General features: G+C 65.7%; 23 protein-coding genes. 11 read left to right on the top strand and 12 right to left on the bottom strand.

What is annotated here, in order from left to right:
- Positions 1-4: 4 nt before the first annotated feature.
- Together QX010_RS08640 and QX010_RS08635 are read right to left on the bottom strand one after the other, a co-directional pair.
- Positions 5-409: a translational machinery protein gene (locus QX010_RS08640; protein ID WP_316178858.1), complete on the bottom strand. Its 405-nt coding sequence runs from the start codon at positions 407-409 to the stop codon at positions 5-7.
- 175 nt (positions 410-584) lie between these two features.
- Positions 585-1,727: an OpgC domain-containing protein gene (locus QX010_RS08635; RefSeq protein WP_316178857.1), complete on the bottom strand. Its 1,143-nt coding sequence runs from the start codon at positions 1,725-1,727 to the stop codon at positions 585-587.
- A gap of 223 nt (positions 1,728-1,950) precedes the next feature.
- On the opposite strand from QX010_RS08635, the gene QX010_RS08630 reads away from it, so the two are divergent.
- Positions 1,951-2,256, top strand: a complete 306-nt coding sequence (locus QX010_RS08630) for an ETC complex I subunit (protein ID WP_315800066.1) — start codon at positions 1,951-1,953, stop codon at positions 2,254-2,256.
- A gap of 38 nt (positions 2,257-2,294) precedes the next feature.
- Here QX010_RS08630 and QX010_RS08625 read toward each other — a convergent pair whose 3' ends face one another.
- Together QX010_RS08625 and QX010_RS08620 are read right to left on the bottom strand one after the other, a co-directional pair.
- Positions 2,295-2,783: an Lrp/AsnC family transcriptional regulator gene (locus QX010_RS08625; RefSeq protein WP_315800430.1), complete on the bottom strand. Its 489-nt coding sequence runs from the start codon at positions 2,781-2,783 to the stop codon at positions 2,295-2,297.
- A 13-nt stretch (positions 2,784-2,796) separates the two neighbouring features.
- Positions 2,797-3,441: a TetR/AcrR family transcriptional regulator gene (locus tag QX010_RS08620; RefSeq protein ID WP_315800065.1), complete on the bottom strand. Its 645-nt coding sequence runs from the start codon at positions 3,439-3,441 to the stop codon at positions 2,797-2,799.
- Positions 3,442-3,768: 327 nt separating this feature from the next.
- Between QX010_RS08620 and QX010_RS08615 the strand changes: the two genes are divergently transcribed.
- Genes QX010_RS08615 through QX010_RS08605 form a run of 3 tightly spaced genes read left to right on the top strand, consistent with a single transcriptional unit; the run spans position 3,769 to position 8,322 of the window.
- A complete protein-coding gene (locus tag QX010_RS08615; protein ID WP_316178854.1) occupies positions 3,769-5,376 on the top strand; it encodes a carboxyl transferase domain-containing protein in 1,608 nt (535 codons plus the stop codon).
- 2 nt (positions 5,377-5,378) lie between these two features.
- Positions 5,379-7,385, top strand: a complete 2,007-nt coding sequence (locus QX010_RS08610) for an acetyl-CoA carboxylase biotin carboxylase subunit (RefSeq protein ID WP_316178852.1) — start codon at positions 5,379-5,381, stop codon at positions 7,383-7,385.
- Between the two features lie 22 nt (positions 7,386-7,407).
- The gene (locus QX010_RS08605; protein WP_316178850.1) at positions 7,408-8,322 is read left to right on the top strand and encodes a hydroxymethylglutaryl-CoA lyase; all 915 of its coding nucleotides are present in this window, start codon (positions 7,408-7,410) and stop codon (positions 8,320-8,322) included.
- Between the two features lie 65 nt (positions 8,323-8,387).
- Here the strand turns inward: QX010_RS08605 and QX010_RS08600 are convergent, their stop codons facing one another.
- Genes QX010_RS08600 through dctP form a run of 3 tightly spaced genes read right to left on the bottom strand, consistent with a single transcriptional unit; the run spans position 8,388 to position 11,314 of the window.
- On the bottom strand, positions 8,388-9,746 hold the full coding sequence (locus QX010_RS08600; protein ID WP_315800061.1) for a TRAP transporter large permease: 1,359 nt from the start codon (positions 9,744-9,746) through the stop codon (positions 8,388-8,390).
- On the bottom strand, positions 9,743-10,288 hold the full coding sequence (locus QX010_RS08595) for a TRAP transporter small permease (RefSeq protein WP_315800060.1): 546 nt from the start codon (positions 10,286-10,288) through the stop codon (positions 9,743-9,745). Before QX010_RS08595 ends, QX010_RS08600 begins: the two co-directional genes overlap by 4 nt.
- A gap of 3 nt (positions 10,289-10,291) precedes the next feature.
- Positions 10,292-11,314 (bottom strand): TRAP transporter substrate-binding protein DctP, encoded by a 1,023-nt coding sequence (dctP, locus tag QX010_RS08590; protein ID WP_316178848.1) that lies wholly within the window; start codon positions 11,312-11,314, stop codon positions 10,292-10,294.
- 365 nt (positions 11,315-11,679) lie between these two features.
- Here dctP and QX010_RS08585 point away from each other — a divergent pair, with 365 nt between their 5' ends.
- Complete coding sequence (locus QX010_RS08585; RefSeq protein ID WP_316178846.1) at positions 11,680-11,919, top strand: pentapeptide MXKDX repeat protein; 240 nt, start codon at positions 11,680-11,682, stop codon at positions 11,917-11,919.
- A 119-nt stretch (positions 11,920-12,038) separates the two neighbouring features.
- On the opposite strand, the gene QX010_RS08580 is transcribed toward QX010_RS08585, so the two are convergent.
- Positions 12,039-12,392 carry a DUF6481 family protein gene (locus QX010_RS08580; protein ID WP_315800057.1) on the bottom strand — a complete coding sequence of 118 codons (354 nt, stop codon included), beginning with the start codon at positions 12,390-12,392 and terminating at the stop codon, positions 12,039-12,041.
- 323 nt (positions 12,393-12,715) lie between these two features.
- Here QX010_RS08580 and QX010_RS08575 point away from each other — a divergent pair, with 323 nt between their 5' ends.
- From QX010_RS08575 to QX010_RS08555, 5 genes are all read left to right on the top strand, one after another.
- Positions 12,716-12,961, top strand: coding sequence for a hypothetical protein (locus QX010_RS08575; protein ID WP_316178844.1), 246 nt, complete (start codon positions 12,716-12,718; stop codon positions 12,959-12,961).
- Between the two features lie 44 nt (positions 12,962-13,005).
- Positions 13,006-13,143, top strand: coding sequence for a hypothetical protein (locus QX010_RS08570; protein WP_315800055.1), 138 nt, complete (start codon positions 13,006-13,008; stop codon positions 13,141-13,143).
- Positions 13,144-13,408: 265 nt separating this feature from the next.
- Positions 13,409-14,323 (top strand): hypothetical protein, encoded by a 915-nt coding sequence (locus QX010_RS08565; protein WP_410051931.1) that lies wholly within the window; start codon positions 13,409-13,411, stop codon positions 14,321-14,323.
- 146 nt (positions 14,324-14,469) lie between these two features.
- A complete protein-coding gene (locus QX010_RS08560) occupies positions 14,470-14,856 on the top strand; it encodes an NUDIX hydrolase (protein ID WP_315800053.1) in 387 nt (128 codons plus the stop codon).
- Between the two features lie 47 nt (positions 14,857-14,903).
- Positions 14,904-15,098 carry a hypothetical protein gene (locus QX010_RS08555; RefSeq protein WP_315800052.1) on the top strand — a complete coding sequence of 65 codons (195 nt, stop codon included), beginning with the start codon at positions 14,904-14,906 and terminating at the stop codon, positions 15,096-15,098.
- 12 nt (positions 15,099-15,110) lie between these two features.
- Here the strand turns inward: QX010_RS08555 and QX010_RS08550 are convergent, their stop codons facing one another.
- The 4 genes from QX010_RS08550 to QX010_RS08535 form a co-directional block, all read right to left on the bottom strand.
- Positions 15,111-15,539 carry a group II truncated hemoglobin gene (locus QX010_RS08550; protein ID WP_316164804.1) on the bottom strand — a complete coding sequence of 143 codons (429 nt, stop codon included), beginning with the start codon at positions 15,537-15,539 and terminating at the stop codon, positions 15,111-15,113.
- A 95-nt stretch (positions 15,540-15,634) separates the two neighbouring features.
- Complete coding sequence (locus QX010_RS08545; protein WP_315800050.1) at positions 15,635-16,048, bottom strand: response regulator; 414 nt, start codon at positions 16,046-16,048, stop codon at positions 15,635-15,637.
- Positions 16,049-16,193: 145 nt separating this feature from the next.
- Positions 16,194-16,580 (bottom strand): hypothetical protein, encoded by a 387-nt coding sequence (locus QX010_RS08540; RefSeq protein ID WP_315800049.1) that lies wholly within the window; start codon positions 16,578-16,580, stop codon positions 16,194-16,196.
- 183 nt (positions 16,581-16,763) lie between these two features.
- The gene (locus tag QX010_RS08535) at positions 16,764-18,239 is read right to left on the bottom strand and encodes a short-chain fatty acyl-CoA regulator family protein (RefSeq protein WP_315800048.1); all 1,476 of its coding nucleotides are present in this window, start codon (positions 18,237-18,239) and stop codon (positions 16,764-16,766) included.
- Between the two features lie 144 nt (positions 18,240-18,383).
- Here QX010_RS08535 and QX010_RS08530 point away from each other — a divergent pair, with 144 nt between their 5' ends.
- Positions 18,384-20,021: an isocitrate lyase gene (locus QX010_RS08530; RefSeq protein ID WP_316178838.1), complete on the top strand. Its 1,638-nt coding sequence runs from the start codon at positions 18,384-18,386 to the stop codon at positions 20,019-20,021.
- Positions 20,022-20,292: the final 271 nt, after the last annotated feature.

Below are 20,292 nucleotides of genomic sequence, written 5' to 3'. Positions count from 1 at the left end.
ATACTTAGCCCGCAGTGCCCGTCGCCACGCGGGGCGGAGCCATCTTGAAGTGCTGCTTGGCATAGGCGACGATCTGGCGATCGGTCGGGTGATCGGCGGCTTCGACGCCGACGATGCGCTTTCCGACCGCAGGATGCTTCTCGTGCAGGTACTTGGCAAGCTCGGTCTTGGCGCCGGCCGGGCCGATGATCAGGATCTCGCCAGCGTCATCGAGTGCGTGCGCGACCTCTTCGAGGAAATCCTTGTCGGGCGCCGCATGGCCGCTGCCGATCTCGTTGGCCTTGTGATGCAGATGCTTGGTCTGCAGGTGCGGATGCAGCGTCAGCTCGTCGGCACCGGTCAGTCCGATGTGGAACACCTTGGCCTCGCTGTGATCGAGCCACACGACGGCATGGAAATGGGTCGGCATGATCTGGTCCTTGTCAGCAAATCACCGCTTGCGCAGCCTCGCGCGTTCGCAAGCGAACGCGCGCCGCGGGAAGCGGCTCCGTTGGTGATGCAAACCTTAGCGAGCCCGATCGGGCCCGGCTTGATGCAGGTCAACGGAGGCGGGGCGCGACCACGCGCCCCCAATGGCGCGAAGTTTACTTCGGCGCGGGCGGCTTCGGCAGCGGCTTGTCCTGCCGCTTCGACCAGGAGATGTAGTAGGCGACGGTTGTCATGATCGCGATGCCCGCCGCGCTGACCAGGATCTGCGCCAGCAGCGAGCCCGAGCTCAGCATCAGGGTGAAGTGGCCGATGAAGGACAGGAACACGCCGACGCAGAACACCGCCAGCGACTGTTGGCCGCAGACGATGAGGGGATCGAACGCCTTCCACTCCAGGCCCGGCCATTCCTTCGGCACGAACCGGATGACCAAAATGACGATCACCACGAAATGCAGGAAGCGGTACGGCGCGAGATTGGTCTTGTCGTTCGGGTTGAAGGCCGCATAGAGCCAGTTCGGAAACATCGATCCGAGCTCAGGGAAGCGGCCGGCCATCGTCATGACCAGTGCGAGCACCATGTAGGCGATGCAGAAATAGAGCGTGGCCGGCGCCATGATGATGCCCATCGAGCGGCGGGCGCCGCCGAGCGCGCACCAGGAGCCGAACACGAACAGCACCTGCCAGCAATACGGATTGAAGTACCAGGTGCCAGCCGGATAGGCCGCGAAATTCCAGCCCATCTGTCGCGCCACGAGCCACAGCACGATCGAGGCGATCATGGTCAGGTCGGGCTGGCGCAGCATCATCCACAGCACCGGCGGGAAGAAGCCCATCAGCACGATGTAGAGCGGCAACACGTCGAGATTGACCGGCTTGAACTTCAGGATCAGTCCCTGCGCCAGCGTATCGCTGGCGTGGTCGACGAGGCCTGCGACGTTGAACTCGTCGATGATCTCGGAGACGCCGAACCGCGTCGCCAGATAGCTGATGGCCACGATATAGATCACGAACAGCACGATGTGGGCGACGTAGAGCTGCCACACCCGCTTGAACAGCCGGGTGGCGCCGACGATGAAGCCGCGGTCGATCATCATGCGCGCATAGACGAACGAGGCGGTATAGCCGGAGATGAAGACGAACAGGTCGGCGGCGTCGCTGAAGCCGTAATTTCGCGTGGTGATCCAGTTCACCACATTGTCCGGGATGTGATCGAGAAAGATCGCCCAGTTGGCGATTCCGCGAAACAGGTCGAGCCGCAGGTCGCGCCCGCGCTCGGGCAGCGTGGCATTGATTTTCATGGCCGCTTCAACGCACTGTTTTGAATGGAAAACGTTCGGGGAGCAGAGGCGCCGTGGCAGTCGACCGAGATTGTCACGGGACGGCAGAATGACTATACGGAGCACGATAGACGGTCACGTCCTGGATGGGAATCACCGTTCCGTGCTGGATCTTGCCTGTACCCCATCCCTGCCGTTTCCGCCAAACGCATGACGACCTCAGCTTCCAGGGGCTCTTCCAGCCATGACCGCACGCATTTTCAAGCCCGCCAAGAACGCGATGCAATCGGGCAAGGCCAAGACCAGGGACTGGCAGTTGGATTATGAGCCGGAGCAGCCGCGTTCGGTCGAGCCGCTGATGGGCTGGACGTCCTCCTCGGACATGAAGCAGCAGGTCACCTTGCGCTTCGATACCAGGGACGAGGCGATCGCCTATTGCGAGCGCAAGGGCATTCCCTACCAGGTGATCGAGCCGAAGGAGCCGGTGAAGCGGCAGATCGCCTATGCCGACAATTTCTCGTTCCGCCGCGGTGAGCCCTGGACGCACTGATTTGGACGCATTGAGGGGCCGGCTCGGCCGTCATCCGTTCAACCTGTTTGAGGCGGCCCGCCGGAGATGGGCAGCGGGGCGTCCTTGGACAGGCCGAGCACCGGGAAGCTCCTGATGGCCCGGACGCCGGGCAGGGCGGCGAACTGGCGGAGCTGGCGGCTCATGCCTTCGACGCCGGTCGACACGCATTTCAGCAGGAAATCCGCATCTCCCGACAGCCGCCAGCATTGCTGGACCCAGGGCAACGTCACGATCGCGGCCTCGAACGACTCCAGTGCCGTCTGGTGCTGGCTGTCGAGCTGAATCGACACGAACGCGACCACCTCATAGCCCAGCGACCGTTCATCGATGCTGGCGCGGATGGATTTGATCACGCCGCTGCTGCGCAGCGTCCGCACCCGGCGCAGGCAGTTCGGATGCGAGATCCCGACCCGGTCGGCGAGCTCGTTGATGCGGATCCGGCCATCGGCCTGGAGCTCCGCCAGGATCCTGCGGTCGATCGCGTCGAGCTCCGGGCTGCCAGCCATCGGCGCGGCCCGTTCAGCCGGTCGGGCGATCAGGCCGGCCACCGCCGGCCGGATCAGGCTCGGCGGTGCGCGGCATGACGCCGGAGAGCACGAGCTTCTCGTGGGCCGCGATGATCGCCTCCCTGGTGAGCCGGCCGCCGGGACGGTACCAGCTGCACAGCCCGGTCAGGAGCGCGATGATGGCAAAGGTCGCGACCTGGATGTCGTCGACGTCGAACACGCCTTGCGCCACGCCGTCGCTGAGGATGTCGGCCAGCCGGCGCTCATAGGCGCCGCGCAGCGCCACCACCGCCTCGTAGTTGCGGGGATCGAGGCTGCGCAGCTCCGAATTGGCGATGAAGACCTCGCGCTTCCGGGTCATGTGATAGCTGACGTGGAAGGCGACGAATGCCCGGAGGCGTTCGACCGGACCCTGGGTGTCGCGGAGCGCCTGCTCGAGCTCGTGCAGCAGGTCGTTGATGTGGTCCTGGATCAGCTCTGCCAGCAGCTCCTGCTTGGTGCTGATGTGATTGTAGAGCGAGCCCGGCTGGATGCCGACCTCGGCGGCGAGCTGGCGCAGGCTCATGGCCTCATAGCCGTGCTGGAAGATCAGCCGCAGGCCGGCCCTGCGGATCGCCTCCATCGTCGTCGGACCATGTGACCCGATCGTGCGCGCCATCTCGTCCTCGCTGGACCGTCCCGATGCCGATCGCGGCGGATCCGCCACGGCAGGGGGTCCCGTAGTGAAGTCTGAAAATTCCGTGGTCTCAAGCAAATGCTGCTCGCCCCGGACCCTACAACAATCCGCTTGAGAATAGAATTTAAAAACGTATGATCGTTTAATTCGAGAAGGACGGACGGCCGCAAACCGGCCGCCGGCGGGCAGGGAGGACAGCATGCGGGCAAAGATGGTACACCCGGGCTCGCAGCGGCCTGAACGGCCGCGACCGCTCTGACGCGTGCTCCCACGGCTTCCCCCTCCAGCCCCGCAACGAAGACGCCGGTCATGACGCTTCACTCCACGATCGATCCATCGTCCTCCGATTTCGCCCGCAATGCCGACGCCATGCGCGCGCTGGTCGCCGACCTCAGAACGAAGCTGGGGCAGGTCGCCGAGGGCGGCGGCGAGGCCTCGCGCAAGCGGCATTTGTCGCGCGGCAAGATGCTGGCGCGCCAGCGCGTCGACCTGCTGCTCGACCCCGGAACGGCGTTCCTGGAGCTGTCGCCGTTGGCCGCGCACGGGCTCTATGGCGGCGACGTCCATTCGGCGAGCATCGTGACCGGCATCGGCCGCATCGCGGGGCGCGAATGCGTCGTCGTCGCCAACGACGCCACCATCAAGGGCGGCACCTACTACCCGATGACGGTGAAGAAGCATCTGCGCGCCCAGGACATCGCGCGGCAGAACAATCTGCCCTGCGTCTACATGGTCGATTCCGGCGGCGCGTTCCTGCCGCTGCAGGACGAGATCTTCCCGGACGAGCGGCATTTCGGCCGGATCTTCTACAACCAGGCGCAGATGTCGGCGCAGGGCATTCCGCAGATCGCGATCGTGATGGGCTCGTGCACCGCCGGCGGCGCCTATGTGCCGGCGATGTCGGACGAGAGCATCATCGTGCGCAACCAGGGCACGATTTTTCTCGGCGGTCCGCCGCTGGTGAAGGCGGCGACCGGCGAGGTCGTCAGCGCCGAGGAGCTCGGCGGTGCCGACGTGCATTCGCGACAGTCGGGCGTGACCGATCACTACGCGCAGAACGATGCCCATGCGATCGGCATCGCCCGCCGCATCGTCGGCACCCTGAAGCCGCCGGGCGCGCGCACCGTGCTGAACATGCGCGAGGTGCGCGAGCCGCGCTATGCCGCGGAAGAGATCTATGGCGTCGTGCCGGTCGACGGCCGCAAGCCGTTCGACGTGCGCGACATCATCGCGCGGGTGGTCGACGGCTCGGAGTTCGACGAGTTCAAGAAGCTCTACGGTCAGACGCTGGTGTGCGGCTTCGCCCACATCTGGGGCCATCCGGTCGGCATTATCGCCAACAACGGCATCCTGTTCAGCGAGAGCTCGCTGAAGGGCGCGCACTTCATCGAGCTGTGCTGCCAGCGCAACATTCCGCTGGTGTTCCTGCAGAACATCACCGGCTTCATGGTCGGCAAGAAATACGAGGCCGGCGGCATCGCCCGCGACGGCGCCAAGCTGGTGACGGCGGTCGCGACCGCGTCGGTGCCGAAGTTCACCGTCGTGATCGGCGGCTCCTACGGCGCCGGCAATTACGGCATGTGCGGCCGCGCCTATGCGCCGCGTTTCCTGTGGATGTGGCCGAACGCGCGCATCTCGGTGATGGGCGGCGAGCAGGCGGCGATGGTGCTGAGCCAGGTCCGCCGCGACGGCATCGAGGCCAAGGGCGAGAGCTGGCCGGCGGAAGAGGAAGAGAAATTCCGCAGCCCCATCCGCGCGCAATACGAGGCGCAGGGCAATCCGTACTACGCGACCGCGCGGCTGTGGGACGACGGCGTGATCGATCCCGCCGATACCCGCCTCGTGCTCGGACTTGGATTGTCTGCCGCCGCCAATGCCCCGGCCGAGCCGACCAAGTTCGGCCTGTTCAGGATGTGATCATGGCTCGTCCCGGATTGTATCGTCGTTTTCGCAAGCTCCTGATCGCCAACCGCGGCGAGATCGCCGTGCGCGTCATCCGCACGGCGCGCGCGATGGGATTGAAGACCGTCGCGGTCTATTCGGAGGCCGACCGCAACGCGCTGCACGTCGCGCTGGCCGACGAAGCGGTGCTGCTCGGCCCTGCGCGCGCCCGCGACTCCTATCTCAACATCGAGCGGCTGATCGAGGCCGCCAGGCAGACCGGTGCCGAGGCTGTTCATCCCGGCTATGGCTTCCTGTCCGAGAGTGCCGAGTTCGCACAGGCCTGTCTCGATGCGGGGCTGGTGTTCGTCGGGCCGACCGCGGCGATGATCACGGCGATGGGGTCGAAGTCCGGCTCGAAGTTTCTGATGGAGCAGGCGGGCGTGCCGCTGGTGCCCGGCTATCACGGCGAGGCGCAGGATGACGCCACGCTCGCCAATGAAGCCGCGCGGATCGGCTTTCCCGTGCTGATCAAGGCGTCCGCCGGCGGCGGCGGCCGCGGCATGCGCGTGGTTCACGCGGCCGGCGACCTCACTGATGCCGTCACCAGCGCCAAGCGCGAGGCCAAGGCGGCGTTCGGCGACGACCGCGTGCTGATCGAGAAGTTCGTCGAGAGCCCGCGTCACATCGAGGTGCAGATCGTCGGCGACAGCCACGGCAATCTGGTCTCGCTGTTCGAGCGCGAATGCACCCTGCAGCGCCGGCACCAGAAGGTGGTCGAGGAGGCGCCGTCGCCGACGTTGACGCCGGCGCAACGGGACACGGTGTGCGCTGCGGCGCGTCGCGCGGCGGGCGCGGTGAACTATGTCGGCGCCGGCACCATCGAGTTCGTCTCCGACGGCCGCGACGTGTTCTTCATCGAGATGAACACGCGTCTGCAGGTCGAGCATCCCGTCACCGAGTTGATCACCGGGGTCGATCTCGTCGAATGGCAGTTGCGCGTCGCCTTCGGCGAAGAGCTGCCGCTGACGCAGGACCAGATCCGGTTGCATGGCCATGCCATCGAGGCGCGCGTCTACGCGGAGAATCCCGCCAAGAACTTCATGCCCTCAGTCGGCACGATCAAGATCTGGCGGCTTCCCGCTGACACCGGCGGCCTGCGCATCGATGCCGGCTATCGCGAGGGCGATGCGGTCTCGCCCTATTACGACGCGATGCTCGCCAAGATGATCGCCTGGGCGCCGACCCGCGAGGTCGCGATCGAGCGGCTCAACCGCGGCCTTGACGACACCGACGTCCGAGGCATCGTCAGCAACATCCCGTTCCTGTCGTCGCTGCTGACGCATCCCGACGTCGTGGCGAACGCGATCGACACCGGTTTCATCGAGCGCCATCTGACGCATCTGACCCAGTCAGGAGCGGTGGCCGGCGACCTCGAGCTCTGTGCCGCGGTTGGGGCCATTCTCATCGGCGAGCAGATCGCGGCTGCGAAGGAGCAAGGCTCGCCGTGGCGCGCATCCGGCTGGATGCCGGTGGGACTGCGACAGCGCGTGTTCTCGTTCCGCCAAAGCGCGGGTAATGAACCGCGGACCGCCACGCTGGCCTATGGTCCCGGCGTGCAGCGCCTGTCGATCGCGGGCCGTGAGACCTCGTTCTCGGCTATCCCGACTGATGACGGTGGCTTCGACCTTGTGTGCGACGGCGTCAAATCCCATGTGGTGGCCGTCATCGAGGGCCATGAGCTGTACCTGCGGACCCGCAACGGTCGTTTCGATCTGCATTGGATCGATCCGTTCGGCGGAGACGACGAGGAGCAGGCCGGCGAGGACAAGATCGTGGCGCCGTTGCCGGGGACCGTCGTGGCGCTGCTTGCGCAGGAAGGCGCCGTCCTGGAGAAGGGTGCGGCGATCCTGACGCTCGAAGTCATGAAGATGGAGCAGACCCTGCGGGCGCCGTTCGCAGGCCGGCTCACGGCGATCAAGTGCAAGGTCGGCGACATCGTGCAGGAAGGCGTCGAACTGGCGGACCTCGAACCGTCCGCCTGATCCTCGAACCAGAGAGGTCGGCATGAGCGAGAGCGTGCGCATCATCGAAATGGGCCCGCGCGACGGCCTGCAGAACGAGAAGACGTTGGTCGGCGTGGCCGATCGCATCGCCTTTGTCCGCGCGCTGGTGAACGCCGGCCTGGCGACCGTCGAGGTCGGCGCCTTCGTCTCGCCCAAGGCGATCCCGCAGATGGTGGGATCGGATGAGGTGATGCGCAGCGTGTCTGCGCTGCCCGGCGAATTCCATGTGCTGGTGCCCAATGTGAAGGGCTATGAGGCCGCGCGCGCTGCGGGCGCCAGGGTGATTTGCGTGTTCACGGCGGCCTCTGAGAGCTTCTCCCGCGCCAACATCAACTGTTCGATCGCGGAGTCGCTGGAGCGCTTCAAGCCGGTGATCGCCCACGCCAGGACCGACGGCGTCAAGGTGCGCGGCTACGTCTCCTGCGCGCTCGGCTGTCCCTATGAAGGCGAGATCAAGCCGCAGGCGGTAGCCGGCGTGGCGAAGGCGCTGTGGGACCTGGGCTGCTACGAGGTCTCGCTGGGCGACACGATCGGCGTCGGCACGCCGCTCAAGGCCAAGCAGATGCTGCGCGCCGTCTGCGACGATGTGCCCGTGATGCATCTTGCGATGCATTTCCACGACACCTACGGCCAGGCGCTGGCCAATCTCTATGCGGGCATGGAGGAGGGCGTCCGCGTCATCGATGCCGCCGCCGGCGGCCTCGGCGGCTGCCCGTTCGCTCCGGGCGCGACGGGAAATGTCGCGACCGAGGACGTCGTCTACATGCTCGAAGGCATGGGCATCCGCACCGGCGTCGACATGACGAAACTGCTGGCCGCCACCAACGAAATCAGCCGGCTGCTCGGCCGGCCCCCGGTCAGCCGCGTTGCCGGCGCGCTGAATGCGAAGAACAGGCGAGCAGCGAATGGCGAATAGCGAACGGGGGCTGAACCTATCGCCAATCCCTATTCGCTACGTCCTAGTCGCCATTCGTCGCTGCGTCAGCGGCTGAGATCCGGCCCCATCACGAGATCCGGCAGCGCCGTCGAGATCTGCGGCACGAAGCAGAGCAGCAGCACGGCGGCCATCATCAGCAGGACGAACGGCAGCGTGCCCCAGATCACCTCGCGCAGCGGGATGTCCGGCGCGACGTTCCTGATGACGAAGATGTTGAGACCCACCGGCGGGTGAATCAGGCCCATCTCCATCACGATCGTCATCACCACGCCGAACCAGATGATGTCGAAGTTTGCTGCCCGCAACGGCGGCAGGATGATCGGCGCCGTCATCAGGATGATCGATACCGGCGGCAGGAAGAAGCCGAGCACGACCACCATCAGCAGGATCGCGAACAACAGTTCCCAGCGCGGCAGGTGCATCGCCACGATGGACTCCGCCACCGACTGCGAGATGTGCAGGTAGCTCATCACGTAGGAGTACAGCAGCGACATGCCGATGATCAGCATCAGCATGGTCGATTCGCGCAGCGTCGCCTTCATGATGGGCGCGAGATCGGCCGGGCTCCACACGCGGTAGATGATCGCGATCAGCACGAGCGCGAGGATGCCGCCGAGACCGGCTGTTTCCGATGGCGTGGCGAGGCCGCCATAGAGCGCGACCATGACGCCGGTCAGGAGCAGCACGAACGGAATCACGCGTGGCAGCACGGAGAAGCGCTGCGCCATCGTAAAATCGTCCTTGGTCAGGATGTCCGACCACGCGCCCGACTTCTCATAGACGGCTTTCGCGCGCGCATATTCCTGCCGGAAGCGCACCACCGAATAGACGCCGAACAGGGTCACCAGCAGCAGCCCGGGGCCGATACCGGCCAGGAACAGCCGTCCCAGCGATTTCTCCGCCGCGATCGCGAACAGGATCATCGTAATCGAGGGCGGCAGCAGAATGCCGAGCGTGCCGCCGGCGGCGATGATGCCTGCGGCGAAGCCGCCGGAATAGCCGCGCTTGCGCATCTCGGGAATTCCGGCCGAGCCGATCGCCGAGCAGGTCGCGGGGGACGATCCCGCCATCGCCGCGAACAGCGCGCAGGCGAACACATTGGCGACGCCCAATCCGCCGGGCACGCGATGCAGCCACGCGTGCAGCGCCGAGTAGAGATCCTGGCCTGCGCGGGAGCGGCCGATCGCCGCGCCCTTGAGGATGAACAGCGGGATCGACAGCAGCGTGATCGACGCCATTTCCTCGTAGACGTTCTGCGTCACCGTATCGAGCGACGCGGTCGGCATGTAGATGGCCATGAACACGACGGCGACGGCGCCGAGCGCGAACGCGATCGGCATGCCCGCGAACATCGCAAACAGGGTCGAGAGTCCGTAGGCAACCCCAATTCCGAACACGCTCATCGACGCGCTCCGGTCAGCGGAGCCACGATCTGCAGCAGCATCTGCAGGCACAGCAGGGTCATTCCCGCGGCCATCAGGCCGTAGGGAATCGCCAGCGGCGGCGACCACATCGAATTCGAGACCTGACCATCGACCCAGGCCTCATGTGTCAGGGTCCAGGATTTCCAGGTGAAGAAGGCACAAAACAAAAAGCTCGCGACGTCGACCAGCCAGAGCCTGATCTTGTTGGCGAGCGGCGACATCAGCCCAACGAAGGCTTCGATGCTGACGTGGCCGCGATGCTCCTGCACATAGGCTGCAGTCATGAAGGTTGCGCCGACGAGCAAGAACACGGCGGCTTCGTCCTGCCAGTAGTTGGCGGCCTTGAACAGTGCACGGCCCGCCACGCTGTAGCTCAGGATGAGGCAGGCCGCGACCAGTGCGAACGCGGCCAGAACGACGATGATACGATTGAGCAGCGAGACAACACGCTGGAGCGGCGCCAGCGGACCGCTGGCGCCGATGGCTGTCGTGGCCTCGGTATCGAGAACGGGCGCGTGCATCAATCAGGCCGCGACGTCGGAGGCGAGCTTGAGGAGCTTGGCGCAGTTCGCGGACCTGCCGCCATAGTCCTTCCAGGCCGTGTCACGGGCAATGTCGCGCCATTTGTTGACGGTCTCGACATCGAGCTCCGTAACCTTGGCGCCGGCCTTTTCGTAGACCTTGGCAACTTCGATGTCGTCGTCCTGCGCGCCCTTGCGCCCGAACGCCTCCATCTCCGCGCCGACCGCGAGGATGATGTCCTGTTGGTTCTTCGGCAGCTTGTCGAACGAGGCCTTGGACATCATCAGCGGCTCGAGCATGAACCAGTAAGACGCCTTGGCTCCGGAGGTGAGGGCCTTCGACACCTCTTCCAGCCGGAACGAGATCAGGCTGGTCGACGAGGTAATGCCGGCATCGCAGGCACCGGTCTGCATCGCGGTGTAGATTTCATTCGACGGAACCGACAGCACCGAGGCGCCGGCGGTCTGCAGCACCATGTCCATCTCGCGCGAGCCGCCGCGCACCTTCATGCCCTTGGCATCCTCGGGCGCCACCAGCGGCCGTGATCGGCTGGCGACCCCGCCCGCCTGCCAGACCCAGGTGAGCAGGATGATGCCCTTGTCGGCCAGAAAATCGCTCAGCGTCTTGCCGACCGGCTCGTTCTTCCAGCGCATCCCCTGGTCGTAGGTCGTGACCAGACCCGGCATCAGCCCGATGTTGGTCTCGGGCACCTCGCCGCCGGCGTAAGGCATCGGATAAAGGCTGATGTCGAGCGCGCCCTTCCGCATGGCCGAGAATTGCGCGACGGTCTTGATGAGCGAGGAGTTCGGATAGATCTCGGTCGCGATCTCGCCGCCGGAGCGCTTCGCAACCTCCTCGGAGAACACCCGGCAGAGCCGGTCGCGGAAATCGCCCTTGTCGATGGTGCCGCCGGGAAACTGGTGAGAGATCTTCAGCGTCGTTGCTGCATGGGCCGTGCCGGTTCCAAAACGCAGAATGGCCGGCGCAGCGAGCGCGGATGCGATGACATGACGGCGTGTGAGCATGAGATTTCCCCTGGACAACTTCTGGTTGGGTTCCCGACCCGGGTTCGTTGGCGTGAGTTATACCAACCAATCTACCGGACTTACCTCTAGCCGAACTAGGCAGTTCGTTCGAGGCCAAATGCATGGGAAGCGACATATTGCTGCGGCGCACGTACCGGCCTGTGAATCCCTTGCCCGGGTTGTACTAACATGATCTTGCCGGGCAAAATTGTGTCCTCGATTCCGGAACGGGACGCATTCGAGTCAAATTTGATCGAACAAAAATTCTCGCCCGCGCTCGTAACAATCGCCTTCATCGGAACGTCGATATCCAGGAACGGCGCGTCCGTCGCCGTCGAACCCCGTCATACGAAGGAGCGATCATCATGACCAATCGTAGCCGCCTCATCCTCGGAATCTCCGCCGCCGCCCTCGCGTTCAACGTGGCCGTCGCGCCGGTGGCCTTCGCGGAGGACAAGATGAGCAAGGACGATGGGATGAAAAAGGGCGCGATGTCCCACGACGGCATGAAGAAGGATTCGATGGCCAAGGACGGCATGAAGAAGGACGATGCCATGTCCAAGGACGGGATGAAGAAGGACGACGGCATGATGAAGAAGAACTAAGTCGTCTCGCCCGGCATCGTGCGATGGGACGACCGTATCAGTCCCATCGCCGATGAAGTGAGGAGCCGCGCGATGCCGGACGCGACGGCACGCAGGTCTCGTGGCGGCGGCGTTGCTGCTTACTTCTTCTTTCCGCGGGCCTTGCGCGCGGCGTAGCGCGCATCGCGCTTCGCCTTCTGCTCGGCCTCCATCTCGGCGAGGCGAGCGGCTTCGTCTTCCGCCTCGCGCGCGAGCCGGGCAATCTCGGCAGCTTTGGCCTCTTCCTCGAGGCGCTTCTGCTCCGCCTTGGCGGCCTCGCGCTCCAATCGCTGCTGCTCGCGGCGGGCGGCGGCAGCTTCGCGCTCCTGCCGTCGCTTCACGACTTCGGGATCGTCCGGTCCCGGTTGCGATTTGAACTTCTGCACGATGCTCTGGCGGGCCTGCTGCGCGGCCTTCTGCCGATCGGCAAATCCAGGTTCCTTGAATCCTCTCATGGAGACGTCGTCACTTCGCTATTTGGGTGTTCGATCAGGGTGTGGTCGGTCAGGGGCTGCACGCGCCGCCAGGCAATTCTTCCACGAGATCGTGAACACGAGCGGAGGCCGACGCGAGCCCGTGTGTATAGGATCGCATGCGTCGATGACAAATGCTTTATCGCCGCTCCTCCACATCCGACCTGCCTAGCGCTTGCATGGCGCTCGCCGGAGGCTATGTAAGCACCCCCGTCGCTGACGCAGGTCGGCCGGCTGTGAGTCGCTTCACGCCTCGCGGGCACCAGCGCACCGCCCGGGTGCGACGTCCAACGGAGTTGACCGGCATGATCTCTGTTCGCCGCGGGCGCATGGCGCTCGGCCTCGCGCTCGTCGCTCTCGTGGTCAGCGCATGCGTGATGACCGCGGTCCTCGCCCGCCCGCGGCCCGGTTCGGCCGGTGTGCTGGGTTCCGAATGGGAATGCGGGCAGCTGTTCTGGGTGACGAGCTGCACCCGTATCGAATCGATCTCGCCGGCATCTCGCCAGCAGCAGCAACCGCACGGTGAGGCCGCTGGCCTGCGTGCCGCCTAGGCGCACCGGCGATGAGTACGCAGGGGCCGGATAGACGCGGTGCCATGGCGGCACTGGTGTTCGCGGCGCTCGTCGTGGCCTTCGGCGTGTGGCTGGCCCGCAGCCTGACCTCGGCAAGCCAGATGCAGGATTGCCTGATGTCGGGACGAACCAACTGCAATGTGATCGTGCCCGACCGGTGACCGCCGATCAGCTCGTACCGGATCAGCAGGGCCGCGCCAGCAAGGTTGCATGATCGAAGCGGCGAATCAGCCGGCATCTCGGTTAACCTGACGGCAGCAGGTTGACCTAGCCGCAAAATAGTCCGGATTTTACCCGTTTGTCGCGGAAACTATGATGTGTCCGGATCATGCGCGCCGAAGCCGGCGATCCGGGATGATCAATCCGCATTACACTTGGCGTCCGTGGCAATCAGCGCGGACGGCGGGTGATCAAGGGTAGGGGAGAATGATGTTGTCCAACCAGAGCACACGGTGGCTGCCTGCGATCGCAATCCTGACCGCGGTCGGGATCCCCGCCCAAGCCTGGGCGCAAACCCAGGACCAGGCTGGTCCTGGTGCCGGGCATTCGCCCCAGGCCCGCCCGCCGGGTGTCATTCGCCAAGCGCCGGCCCAGGGTGGGCAGCCGGGCGGCCAACCCCATGTCCAGATTCCGCGGCAAGCCGGTCCCATGGCCGGCCAGCCGCAGGGAGCACAGCCGGGCGCACCGCCGCGGGCTGCCGTTGCCCCTCAGGGACGTCAGCCTGCGCCGGTGGCGCAGCAGGGACGTCCGCCGGGAGCCGGTCAGGGCTACGCAGCGGGCCACGGGCCGGGCCCTGGTCCGGCGATGGCCGGGCGGGGACCGGATGCGCGTTATGCGCACGGCCGGGTCGCGGTGCGCGACTATGGTGGGCAGTCTTATCGCGGCCGGGTCGGCTGGGAGGGTGGCCGATGGCGGCACGAGGTTCACAATGGCCGTCCGGGCTGGTGGTGGGACGTCGGTGGCGTCTGGTACTATTATCCCGAGCCCATGGAAGGACCGCCGACCTACGTGTCGGAGGACTATGCTGACGATGTGGTCTATGCGCCGTCGGCGGCCTACGAGGCGCCCCCGCCGGTCGCCTACGAGCCGGCGCCGCCTCCGGCCGAAGTCGATCCGGGTGCCAGCGCGCTCGGGGGCGCGATCATCGGCGGGGTGCTCGGCGGTATCCTCACCGGCAAGGCGGGCGGTGCCGCGGCGGGCGCCGTGCTTGGTGGTGCCACCGGGGCGATCGCCGGCGCTACGGCTGCGGCGCGACCGGGCTATTATCTGTCGCAGGGCAATTGCTACTATCGATATCCGTCGGGAGAGTATGTCGCGGTCGATCCGCGCTCCTGCTACTGAGCCGCCGCCGGCGGTCGGAGCGCTGCGCTGAGCTTGGTTGGCCGCTGCGGAGTTGTGGCCGAATCTCCGCAAAGCTCCGGAGCAGGAGTGGGAGCGAATCTTGATAGACTCCGCTTCATTGTTCGAGAGGTGAGAGCTCCTGGGCCATGACCAAGGCGTCCAAGCTGGTTGCCGCCAAGGGCGGAAGGGTTCTCCTGGTCCGGCGCCGGGCCGACGGGCGCTGGATGTTTCCGGGTGGCCGCAAACGCGCGCAGGAGACGGCGAAGGACTGCCTGAAGCGCGAGATCAAGGAGGAGCTTCCCAAGCTCAAGCTCGGCCGGCTGCGGCTATGGAAGGAAGTCACCGCCAAGAACAAGCGCTCGGGTCGCAAGATGAGCGATGCCATCTTCATCGCCAAGCATGCCAAAGGGCGCCTGGAGATCGGAGACAAGAAGGAGATCGACCGCGCGGTGTGGCAAAAGCCCTACGGACTCAGCCTGACGCCGACGTCGCGCTACATCCGCGACCAGCTGTTTCCACGAAAGCCGGACTGAACCGTCGCGGGCTGGGAACATCCCGGCCGCCTGGGCGTTATCTGCCCATGCCTTACGATAACACAGACAGACAGCCTCGCGTCCTCACGCCGGAAGAGCGTCGAGCGCGTGACGCCAGCCGCAGGGCTGATGCCGAACAAGCCATGCGCGAGCATGAGGCGGCCCAGCGCGCCTTTTACGCCAACCGCGAGCGGCTCCGGGCCGAGCGTCTGGCCCGGGAGGCCGCCGCCAAGTCGGGCTGACGGGAGTTCCTGTCAGCTCGCCTTGCGGCTCCGGAATGCGTTCGCCATCCGCAGAAACGCTTGATCCAGCAACGCATACATGTCGCCCGTGATGTCGCAATCGAACATCGCGCGGCGCATGCACGTCATCCATTCGTCGCGCTCGGCGTCGCCGATCGGATACGGACGGTGCGCGGACATGATGCAGCGATGTTCGGCCCGCTCGAAATAAAGCGCCGGCCCGCCCAACCAGCCACTGAGAAATTCGAACAGCAACTGCTTGATCGGACCAAGATCGGCGTCGTGCATCGCGCGGATGCGGCTGGCGCCGGGCTCCTGGTCCATGATGGTGTAAAAGCGCTCCGCCAGACGGCGCACGCCGGCCTCGCCGCCTACGAGCTCATAGGGCGTCGCCTCGTTCACAACTGCTTCTGCTTCGTTAGCCGAATTCGCTGCCGTCATCGCATCTCGTTTCTGCTCGCCCCTCTGCAGCCAACAAGCGGCAGAGGTATGGCGCCTTGATCTGGATCAAGCGGGAAAACGCGCGTGCGTTCGGGCTAGCGGATGCTGGCTTTGACGAGGCGCTGCCGGTCGGTGTCGGCGGCGATCTGGCGCAGCGTTTGTCGGAGCAGAGCGAGGTCGACCGGCTTGGAGAACGGCGGATAGACGTTCAGGCCGAGGATCTTGCCGGCGCGGACCGTGACGTCGCGGGTCTGATCGTCTGAGCCGCTGATGATCAGCACCGGTGTGCGGGATTTGATGTCCGCCAACAGCTGCAACACCTCGGTGCCGGAGCGCTCACCGAGATTGAGGTCGAGCGTGATGCATTCGAAGTTGCGCCGGCGCAGCACGTTCATCGCGCCGTCGACCGAGTTCACGCCGGTCGTCGCAAAGCCCGCCTGCACGGCGATCTTGCGCAGGATCGACAGATGAACGTCGGCATCTTCGATCACGAGAAGTTCGTTCAGCATGGTCCCCGCGCGGCTGGTGTGTCGGCTACAGATGGACCTGCGGAACTTAAGAGGGGGTTTCTGATTTCCTCGTAAACATCGGGTCCCGTAGAACAACGGAAAATCTGCACGCTATCCGCCATTGCCGGCGCCCGCGCGGAACAGCTCAGAACGGCCGACGGCTCGGCATGGCTTTGGAGGAGCCCCGCAGATCGGTCATCTCTGCCGAATCGGCCGGAGGCAGGCGCCCGCCCGGCCGGCGCCAGTGCTCGACGTGCAGAAGGATGCCGGCCACCAGCAGCGGCGCGACGGCGGCCACCGCCAGCAGCGGCGACAGCGGCTTGGGCGTGATCATCTCCATCGTCATCTCGCAGACCATCCAGATGGCTGCGGACGCCAGCACAAAGTCGCGGGAGGGGATGCGGAGCCAGTACAGGAAGCCGGCGATGATCGCGGCCGGCGCAATGATCGGGCCGATCATGTAGAAGTTCAGCTCGGGCGGCGTCACGGCGTCGAGGACCATCGATGCCAGCAGCCACAGGCTGAGGAACATCACTACGCCGTCGACGTATCTCATGGCCAACCTCCGCCGCGACATTTTGGCGCAATCTTTGTCCGGTTTATGGCTGTTCCGTCAAGGGCCATGGTGTCCAGGGCCGATTTGCAGCCCGATCCGGCGGATTTTCGCCTGTGGCCCGGATCCCGGCGAGTTCCTGGTTCCACGGCCATCCGCTGCTCAATCCGCCGAAAACCCGAACGGAACCGACGACGTCCTGAAATCGTCCGGCAGGATCTCGCGCCCGATCGGCGGCGCCGAGCGTGCCGCGCATTTCGGGCGGTGGCAGACCCGGCAGGCGACCCCGATCGGGGTCGGATCGTCGGCATCAGGCCCGTGGCCGTCGCGGGTGTAGATCAGCTGCCCCGCATGCTCGGCAGCGCAGCCGACCGCGATCGCCCGCTCGACGCGCACCGCGCCATAGGAGCCGCCACCGGCGGTCACGGTGCGGGCGATCGAGAAGAACCGGCGGCCGTCGGGCAGCTCCAGCCATTGCGTCACGATCTGGCGTGGCGTCTTGAAGATGCCGTGCACCGACCACAGCGGGCAGGCGCCGCCATGGCGCGCGAACGGGAAGCCGGCGCCGTCGAGCAGCTTTGACACGTTGCCGGCGGGATCGACCCGGATCAGGAAGAACGGGATCCGCTCCGCGCCCGGCTTCTGCAGGGTGGTGACGCGATGCGCGGTCTGCTCGAAGCTGGTGCCGAACTGGCGCGCCAGTGCCTCCAGATCATACGCCCGCGCATCGACGGCTTTGGCAAAGATCGAATAGGGCATGATGATCGCTGCCGCCGCGTAGGCCGCGAGCGCGCGGCGCGCCAGCAGCTCGGCGGTCTTGCTGGCGAACTTGCCGTCCTCGAGGGCCGCGCCGATCTCGGTGTCGAGCTCGAGATAGGCGAGCTGCCGGGCGAGCTCGAATTTCAGGCTCGCGCTGTCCAGCGAATCCTCGATCAGTAGCTGCCGGCGGTGCAGGTCGAGCCGCCTGAGCGAGCCGAGCATCACGTTCGGCGGCATGTAGCGGACCTGCAGATTGTGCCGCGCGCGGAACCGCTCGATGAAGCCGGCCGGTCCGGCGGAGACCTGCGGAGCCCCCGTCGGCGCCCCCTGGAAGATCGCCTGCGCCAGCCGCTCGGCGGCATCGTCGAGCTGGGCAAAGTTGTTGCGGCGGGCGGCGAGGAAGCGGCGGACGTCGGCGACGGGATCGTTGGCGTCGAAGCCGTCATTGCCGACGCGCGGCGCGCTGCCTGCCGGCGCCGGGGCGCGCTGCTCGGCCAGCGCGAGCTGCTCCTCGCGATACGCCGTGTAGAGGCGCAGGAACGCCTCGGCCATGCCGGGATAGCTGACGGCGAGGTCGGAGATCTCCAGCGCGGGAATGTCGATGTCTGAGAACATCGGGTCCTTGAGCACCGACTGCATCCGCGCGGTATGGTCGGCGCCGCCGTCGCCGGCGAGATCGGCCAGGTCAATCTTGTAGGTCCGCGCCAGCCGCAGCAGCATGTCGGCGGTGACCGGCCTCTGGTTGCGCTCCAGGAGCGCGACGTAAGGCGCTGAAATTTCGAGGTCCGCGGCCATGTCGGCCTGGGTCAGGCCCAGCTCGCGCCGCAGGCGGCGCAAGCGCGGGCCCATGAAGATCGATCGTGCCGTGGCGGTGGTCATGGCCATATCCCGGTCTTGTAATCTCCTTACAGCTATACACGAGAAGTTTGTAAAGTGTGACAAGTTTTCCGCGCAATGTCTGGTCCGCTGGCTCAGCGTGCTTACAACAGGTCCCAGATTGTCCTTAACCAAGGGATCACGGACATGAACTTCCAACCGCGTGGATTGAATGACCAGGCCATCATGGGACCGGCGTCCTACCAGGCCGAGGTCGAGGCGGCGCGTGCGCTGCTCGAGACCAACCCGACCTGGAACGGCGTCACCGCCGAGGCCGTGGCGCGCATGCGCCTGCAGAACCGCTTCAAGACCGGCCTCGACGTCGCCCGCTACACCGCCGCGGTGATGCGCGCCGACATGGCCGCCTATGACGAGGACAGCACCAAGTACACCCAGTCGCTGGGCTGCTGGCACGGCTTCATCGCGCAGCAGAAGCTGATCTCGATCAAGAAGCACTTCGGCCGCACCGACCGCCGCTACCTCTATCTCTCCGGCTGGATGATCGCGGCGCTGCGCTCCGAGTTCGGCCCGCTGCCGGACCAGTCGATGCACGAGAAGACCTCGGTGCCCGCGCTGATCGAGGAGCTCTACACCTTCCTGCGCCAGGCCGACTCGCGCGAGCTCAACGATCTCTTCCGCACGCTGGACGCAGCCCGCAAGGCCGGTGACAAGGCGAAGGAAGCGGAGATCATCGCCAAGATCGACGGCTTCCAGACCCACGTCGTCCCGGTGATCGCCGACATCGACGCCGGCTTCGGCAATGCCGAGGCGACCTATCTGCTTGCCAAGAAGATGATCGAGGCGGGCGCCTGCGCGCTGCAGATCGAGAACCAGGTCTCCGACGAGAAGCAGTGCGGCCATCAGGACGGCAAGGTCACCGTGCCGCATGACGTCTTCCTGGCCAAGATCCGCGCCTGCCGCCACGCCTTCCTGGAGCTCGGCGTCGAGGACGGCATCATCGTCACCCGCACCGACTCGCTCGGCGCTGGTCTCACCCAGCAGATCGCGTTCTCGAGCCAGCCGGGCGATCTCGGCGACCAGTACAACAGCTTCCTCGACTGCGAGGAGGTGACGCCTGCGACCGCGCGCAGCGGCGATGTCATCATCACCCAGAACGGCAAGATGATGCGGCCGAAGCGGCTGCCCTCGAACCTCTACCAGTTCCGTCCCGGCACCGGCGAGGACCGCTGCGTGCTCGACTGCATCACCTCGCTGCAGAACGGCGCCGACCTCCTGTGGATCGAGACCGAGAAGCCGCATATCGAGCAGATCGCCAAGATGGTCGACCGCATCCGCAAGGTGATCCCGAACGCCAAGCTCGCCTACAACAACTCGCCGTCGTTCAACTGGACCCTCAACTTCCGTTGGCAGGTCTATGACGCGATGAAGGAGGCGGGCCAGGACGTCAGCAAGTACAACCGCGCCGAGCTGATGAAGGCGGAGTACGACGACACCCCGCTGGCGAAGGAAGCCGACGAGCGCATCCGCACCTTCCAGGCGGACTCGGCCAAGCGCGCCGGCATCTTCCACCACCTGATCACGCTGCCGACCTACCACACGGCCGCGCTGTCGACCGACAACCTCGCCCGCGAGTATTTCGGCGAGCAGGGCATGCTGGGCTACGTCAAGAACGTCCAGCGCGCCGAGATCCGCCAGGGCATCGCCTGCGTCAAGCACCAGAACATGGCCGGCTCCGACATCGGCGACGACCACAAGGAATACTTCGCCGGCGAGAAGGCGCTGAAGGCCGGTGGCGCGCACAACACGATGAACCAGTTCGGCTGAGCTTGGCCGACTGAGGACTGACAGGACCCGTCTGGAGCTGACAGCTTCAGGCGGGTCTCGCTTTTTGGGGACGCGCCTTGTAGCTGTCGCCGATCGTGAGCCTGGAAGCTTGAGGTCGCCTCTCTCCACGCCGTCATGGCCGGGCTTGTCCCGGCCATCCACGTCGTTCGGCGGACGTGGATCGACGTGGATGCCCGGGCCTTCGCCGCGCCGAAGCGGCTTCGGCCGCGCAGGCGGGACAAGCCCGGGCATGACGAGCAACAAATTGGTG

Source organism: Bradyrhizobium sp. SZCCHNRI1009 (genome assembly GCF_032487575.1).
In the GTDB taxonomy this organism is placed as follows: Bacteria; Pseudomonadota; Alphaproteobacteria; order Rhizobiales; family Xanthobacteraceae; genus Bradyrhizobium.
The sequence above is the reverse complement of the archived record's forward strand: the minus strand, read 5'-3'. Positions and strand labels throughout refer to the sequence as shown.